Origin of the sequence: Streptomyces sp. NPDC058373, from assembly GCF_042723275.1 — a bacterium.
Classification (GTDB): Bacteria; Actinomycetota; Actinomycetes; order Streptomycetales; family Streptomycetaceae; genus Streptomyces.
Genome location: NZ_JBHXJE010000019.1, coordinates 96,625 through 102,628, shown reverse-complemented (window position 1 = coordinate 102,628; position 6,004 = coordinate 96,625). Strand labels below are relative to the sequence as shown.

Sequence of the window (6,004 nt, the reverse complement as noted above, 5' to 3'; positions counted from 1 at the left end):
GGGGGGGGGGGCGCCCCCCCCCCCGGGGGGGCGCCCATTCTGCTGGGGGGCCCCCCCGCCCCGCCGCGTCATGTGCAACCCGCCAAGGCCCGGCCCACGCAGGGGCGTTCGCTCTCCCCGCACGGTAGGCGACCCGCCCGTAGAAGAGGCAGACCGCCCTCACGGCGGGACCGCCGCCCCTACGTGAGCTCAGGCCCCTTGGCGTGACCGCGCCTTGAAGGCCGCCTTACGGGCCACCTTCGCGACCTGCCGGTCGGGGTGGAGCCGCCCCATCGCCTCCAGCACGTCGGCGGTGGCGGGATGGTCGACCCGCCAGGCGGCCTCGAAGAAGCCGCTGTGCTGGTCGGCGAGCCCCTCCACCAGCGCGCGCAGCTCCTCGGAGTTGCCCTCCGCCGCCAGTTGGGCCGTGAGGGTGTCCACCGTCAGCCAGAAGACCAGCTCCTGCGCGGGCGGCGGCACGTCGGCCGCGCCCCGCTCCGCCAGCCACACCCGGGCGAGCCCGCCCAGCTCCGGGTCGTCCAGCACCTCCCGCAGCGCCCCCTCGGCCTCCAGTCCGACCAGCGACAACGCCTCCTGACAGCGCAGCCGGCGCAGCGGCGCGCCCTCGTCGGCGCCCCGGGCGGCGGCCAGCAGTTCACGGGCGGCCACGGCGGCCTCGCGTCCGGCGAGCCAGGCGGCGAGCTCGTCGCGGACGGCCTCCTGCGGGTACCCGGCGATCCCGTCGAGGAGCGCGTCGGCGCCCTTGTCCGCCAGGTCGCCGACGACCGGGGCCTCGTGGCCGGCCTCGGCGAGCCGCAGCCGCAGGGCGTGGCGGCCCAGCGCGGTGAGGCGGACCATGCCGTAGCGGCTGATGTCCTCGTCCGGCTCGGGCGCCCCGGGCTCCTCGTCGGCGTCGGCCATCAGCTCCTCGTCGACCGGCCAGAACTCCACCAGGCCGATCAGCTCCAGCGCCCGGAAGTAGTCGTCCAGCCGCATCATGGTGTCGGAGACGAACTCCAGGACCTCGTCGGAGGGTTCACCCAAAGGCTCGTCCGAGGCGACCATGGTGGCGGCGAGGGCGGGCAGCGGCACCGGCGTCTGGCCGGCGCTGCCCGCGGTCAGCGTCAGCGCGTAGAGGTTGGTGAGCGCCAGGTCGAGCAGTTCCTCCTCGCCCTCGGGATCCCAGTCGAGCGCGTCGAGGTCGAACTCCTCCCCCGCCTCCACCGCTTCGACCAGCCCTTCCAGGTCGGGGACGGCGGCGTCGGCGAGGACGGTCTCCAGGGCCGCCTCCCAGATCCCCACCACGTCCTGAGGGCTGCCGCCGGTGACCAGTCCCAGCTCGGGTCCGGCCTCGACCGTGCCCGGGACCTCCTCGCCGCTGTCACCCTCCTCCGGGTCCTCGACGGTGACCAGGCCGGTGTCCACGGCGATCCGCCACGCCTCGCTCGCCTGCGCCTCGCCCTCGTCCCCGGCGGGCAGTCCCAGCACCTTTGCCGCCTCGGGCAGGTGCGCGTCGAGGAGTTCGCCGCCCGCGCCGACCCGGGTCGCGGGCCCCGCCCAGCGGGCGAGCCGCACGGCGCGGCCCAGGAGCGGCGTGGCGAGCGCGTCCCTCGCCAGTTCCGCCTCGGAGGTGAGCCTGACCGGGGGCAGGGCTGGGGGCTGAGCGGGCATCGGGTGGTTCTCCTCGGTGCGGCGGCGTGTCCTGGTGCCGGTTCAGCGTAGACGGATTTGCGGGCATGCCGACCGGTTCCGGCCCGCGTCACCCGGAGTACATCTGGCGTCCCTTGACAACTCCCCCTGCCCTCCAAGAGATTGACGCGCGTAGAGCCGTACCCGGGGCCGGTGCCGCCCGGCGGGCCGGCTCCTTCCCGCTTTCCTCGCCTCTCGTTCCCCGTCCCGTTCTTCGTCACGTTCGGAGCCCTCCATGGCCGGTTCTTCCGCCCGCCCCGTCCCTCGCGCCGCCCTCACGCGCCGCTCCCCCGCCGTCGCGGCCCTCTGCGCGGCGGCGCTCGGCGCGGGCCTGCTGGTGGCCGCATCGCCGTCGGCCGCCGCCGACGCCACCTTGCGCATCCACGACATCCAGGGCGACACGAGAACCTCGCCGCTGGTGGGCCAGCGGGTCTCCGCGGTGCCCGGGGTCGTCACCGGCGTCCGGAGCTACGGCTCGCGCGGCTTCTGGTTCCAGGAGACCCGGCCCGACGGTGATCCGGCCACCAGCGAGGGGCTCTTCGTCTTCACCAGCGGCGCGCCGACGGTGAAGACGGGTGACGCCGTCGAGGTCTCCGGCACCGTCACCGAGTACATACCGGGCGGCACCTCCAGCGGCAACCAGTCGCTGACCCAGCTCTCCCAGCCGACGGTCACCGTCGTCTCCTCCGGCAACCCGCTGCCGCCCGCCCGGGTCGTCGACGCCCGCGCGGTCCCGGCCCGCTACACCCCGGCGGGCGACCCGGCCGCGCAGGGATCGATCAACTCCCTTCCGCTGCGCCCTCGTTCGTACGCCCTGGACTTCTACGAGTCACTGGAGGGCATGAACGTCCGCATCGGGAGCTCCCGAGTGGTCGGCGCCACCGACCCGTACGCCGAGCTGTGGGTGACGGTGAAGCCGGGCGAGCGGCCGAACGCGCGCGGCGGCACGGTCTACGGCTCGTACACCGCGCAGAACACCGGGCGGCTCCAGGTGCAGCAGCTGGCCCCGGCCGCGGAGAGCCCCTTCCCCCAGGCCGACGTGGGCGACCGGCTCACCGGCCGCACCGAGGGACCGCTCGACTACAACCAGTACGGCGGGTACACGCTGGCCGCCCGCGAGCTGGGCGAGGTCAAGGGCGGGGGCCTGAAGCGGGAGCGGACCCGGCGGCAGGCCGCCGGAGAGCTGGCGGTGGCCACGTACAACGTGGAGAACCTCGACCCCGGCGACCCGCAGGAGAAGTTCGACGCGCTGGCGCGGGCCGTGGTGACCAACCTCGCCTCCCCCGACGTGCTGGCCCTGGAGGAGATCCAGGACGACAACGGGCCGGCCGACGACGGCACCGTCTCCGCAGAGCAGACCCTGCGCCGCTTCACCGACGCGGTCGTGGCCGCCGGCGGACCGCGCTACGACTGGCGGTCCATCGACCCCGTGGACAAGGCGGACGGCGGCGAGCCCGGCGGCAACATCCGGCAGGCGTTCCTCTTCAACCCTGCGCGGGTCTCCTTCACCGACCGTCCCGGCGGGGACGCGACCACCGCGACCGGGGTGGTCCGCGAGCGCGGCGGCGCCGCCCTCACCCACTCCCCCGGTCGTGTCGACCCGGCCGACACGGCGTGGCAGAACAGCCGCAAGCCGCTGGCGGGCGAGTTCACCTTCCGTGGTGAGCGGGTCTTCGTGGTGGCCAACCACTTCGCCTCCAAGGGCGGCGACGAGCCGCTGGCCGGGCACCGCCAGCCGCCCACGCGCTCCTCGGAGACCCAGCGCCACGCGCAGGCGGCCTCCGTCAACACCTTCGTGAGGAAGCTGCTGGCGGCGGACGGCAAGGCCAAGGTCCTGGTCCTCGGCGACATCAACGACTTCGAGTTCTCCGGCACCACCAAGGCCCTGACCGCGGGCGGCGCCCTGAAGCCCGCCGTCCTCTCCCTGCCGCGCGCCGAGCGCTACTCGTACGTCTACCAGGGCAACAGCCAGATCCTCGACCAGATCCTGGTCAGCCCCGCCGTCAAGCACTTCCGGTACGACAGCGTCCACATCAACGCCGAGTTCGCCGACCAGAACAGCGACCACGACCCGCAGGTGCTCCGCTTCCGCCCCTGAGCCCTGTCGGACCGAACGGCCCGCTCCGGAACTTCGGAGCGGGCCGTTCGGTCGGACACCTGACAGGTCGCCGGATCAGTTGTGGCTGTGCAGGACCTCGTTGAGGCCGCCCCAGACCGCGTTGTTCGGGCGGCCCTCGACGGCGCCGGTGACCGAGTTGCGGCGGAAGAGGATGTTCGAGGCGCCGCTCAGCTCGCGGGCCTTGACGACCTCGCCGTCGGGGAGCGTGACCAGGGTGCCCGCGGTGAGGTAGAGCCCCGCCTCGACCACGCACTCGTCGCCGAGGCCGATGCCCACACCGGCCTCGGCGCCGACCAGGCAGCGCTCACCGATGGAGATGACGACGTCGCCGCCGCCGGAGAGGGTGCCCATGGTGGAGGCGCCACCGCCGATGTCGGAGCCGTCGCCGACGACCACACCGGCGGAGATGCGGCCCTCGACCATGGAGGTGCCCAGCGTCCCGGCGTTGAAGTTGACGAAGCCCTCGTGCATGACGGTGGTGCCGGCGGCGAGGTGCGCGCCGAGCCGGACGCGGTCCGCGTCGGCGATGCGCACGCCCTTGGGGGCGACGTAGTCGGTCATCCGGGGGAACTTGTCCACCGAGGTGACCTGGAGGTGCAGCCCGGCGGCGCGGGCGTTGAGCCGGGCCTGCTCCAGGTAGTCGACCGGGACCGGGCCGAGCGAGGTCCAGGCGACGTTGGCGAGGTGGGCGAAGATGCCCTCCAGGCTCTGGCCGTGCGGGCGCACCAGGCGGTGGCTGAGCAGGTGGAGCCGGAGGTAGACGTCGTGGGCGTCGAGCGGCTTGTCGTCGAGGGAGCCGATGACCGTACGCACCGCGACGATCTCCACCCCGCGGCGCGGGTCCTCGCCCAGCGTCTGCGCGGCGGCCTCGCCGAGGAATTCGGCGGTCTGCGTCGCGGTGAGCCGTTCGGTGCCGGCGGGGCCGGGGGCGTCGGTGAGTTCGGGCGCCGGGAACCAGGTGTCGAGCACCACGCCGTCACTGGAGAGCGTGGCCAGGCCGGCGGCGACGGCGCCGGTGGTACGAGTAGCAGTCGTGTCGGTCATGAGGGCAACCTAACCGCCGCCACCCCACCCGAGCCAACCGGCACCGCCCCTCGCAAAGCCCGGCCACCATCTGAGCCCATCAGTGAGCCAGGCCGGCACCTGAGCCCAATCAGTGACGGCCACGTCACAACGAACAGCACGCCACCCAACAGCCCGGCCGGCGCTTGAGGCCAAGAACAGCCCCGGCCGGCGCTTGAGGCCACCCCACCCCAGCCCGGCCGGCGCTTGAGGCCAGAGCGAGCCCAGCCACCGCCCGGCCAAGGCGAACCCGCCGCCCGGCCAAGCCGAGAAGGCGGGCCCCACCGGCCGCGACCGGTGAGCCCCGCCTCCCGCAAGGCACGCCCCAGCGTGCCCCCGCTCAGACGTTGAAGCCCAGCGCCCTGAGCTGCTCGCGCCCGTCGTCGGTGATCTTGTCGGGACCCCACGGCGGCATCCAGACCCAGTTGATCCGCAGCTCACTGACGATCCCGTCGGTGGCCGACTTGGCCTGGTCCTCGATGACGTCGGTCAGCGGGCAGGCCGCCGAGGTCAGTGTCATGTCGATGGTCGCGATGTTCGCGTCGTCGACGTGCACGCCGTAGATCAGGCCCAGGTTGACGACGTCGATACCCAGCTCAGGGTCGACGACGTCCAGCAGCGCCTCGCGGACTTCCTCCTCCGAGGCGGGCTTCAGAGTGGCCTCTGCGTTCTCGCTCATGCCGTCTTCCTCGCAGCGTTGTCGGTCTCGTCCTCGCCCAGGGCCTGGGCGGTCGCGTCCTTCCACGCCATCCAGCTCAGCAGCGCGCACTTGACGCGCGCCGGATACTTGGAGACACCGGCGAACGCGACCGCGTCCTCCAGCACCTCCTCCATGGCGTCGTCGGGCTCGATCTGGCCCTTGGACTGCATCAGCTCCAGGAAGGTGCCCTGGATCTTCCGCGCCTCGGCCAGCTCCTTGCCGACGAGCAGGTCGTTCAGCACCGAGGCGCTGGCCTGGCTGATGGAGCAGCCCTGCCCCTCGTAGCTGACGTCGGCGATGCGCTCGCCGTCGTACCTGACCCGCAGGGTGATCTCGTCGCCGCAGGTCGGGTTGACGTGGTGCACCTCGGCGTCACCGTCGCGCAGCCCCCGCCCGTGCGGGTTCTTGTAGTGGTCCAGGATGACTTCCTGGTACATCGAATCCAGCTTCACGAC

5 protein-coding genes are annotated in these 6,004 nt (G+C 73.1%); 1 reads left to right on the top strand and 4 read right to left on the bottom strand.

Features of this window, described 5'->3' with window-relative positions; translation table 11 throughout:
* Nucleotides 1-189: 189 nt before the first annotated feature.
* Nucleotides 190-1,650, bottom strand: a complete 1,461-nt coding sequence (locus tag ACFWMZ_RS14290) for a hypothetical protein (RefSeq protein WP_383201686.1) — start codon at nucleotides 1,648-1,650, stop codon at nucleotides 190-192.
* A gap of 253 nt (nucleotides 1,651-1,903) precedes the next feature.
* Between ACFWMZ_RS14290 and ACFWMZ_RS14285 the strand changes: the two genes are divergently transcribed.
* Nucleotides 1,904-3,766, top strand: a complete 1,863-nt coding sequence (locus ACFWMZ_RS14285) for an endonuclease/exonuclease/phosphatase family protein (protein ID WP_383201683.1) — start codon at nucleotides 1,904-1,906, stop codon at nucleotides 3,764-3,766.
* 75 nt (nucleotides 3,767-3,841) lie between these two features.
* On the opposite strand, the gene dapD is transcribed toward ACFWMZ_RS14285, so the two are convergent.
* From dapD to sufU, 3 genes are all read right to left on the bottom strand, one after another.
* On the bottom strand, nucleotides 3,842-4,831 hold the full coding sequence (dapD, locus tag ACFWMZ_RS14280) for a 2,3,4,5-tetrahydropyridine-2,6-dicarboxylate N-succinyltransferase (protein ID WP_383175482.1): 990 nt from the start codon (nucleotides 4,829-4,831) through the stop codon (nucleotides 3,842-3,844).
* Between the two features lie 358 nt (nucleotides 4,832-5,189).
* Nucleotides 5,190-5,528 carry a metal-sulfur cluster assembly factor gene (locus tag ACFWMZ_RS14275; protein ID WP_003947436.1) on the bottom strand — a complete coding sequence of 113 codons (339 nt, stop codon included), beginning with the start codon at nucleotides 5,526-5,528 and terminating at the stop codon, nucleotides 5,190-5,192.
* Entirely contained in the window at nucleotides 5,525-6,001 is a 477-nt protein-coding gene (sufU, locus tag ACFWMZ_RS14270; protein WP_383175478.1) for a Fe-S cluster assembly sulfur transfer protein SufU, read from the bottom strand. The genes ACFWMZ_RS14275 and sufU overlap by 4 nt, the downstream gene beginning before the upstream one ends.
* Between the last annotated feature and the right edge of the window lie 3 nt (nucleotides 6,002-6,004).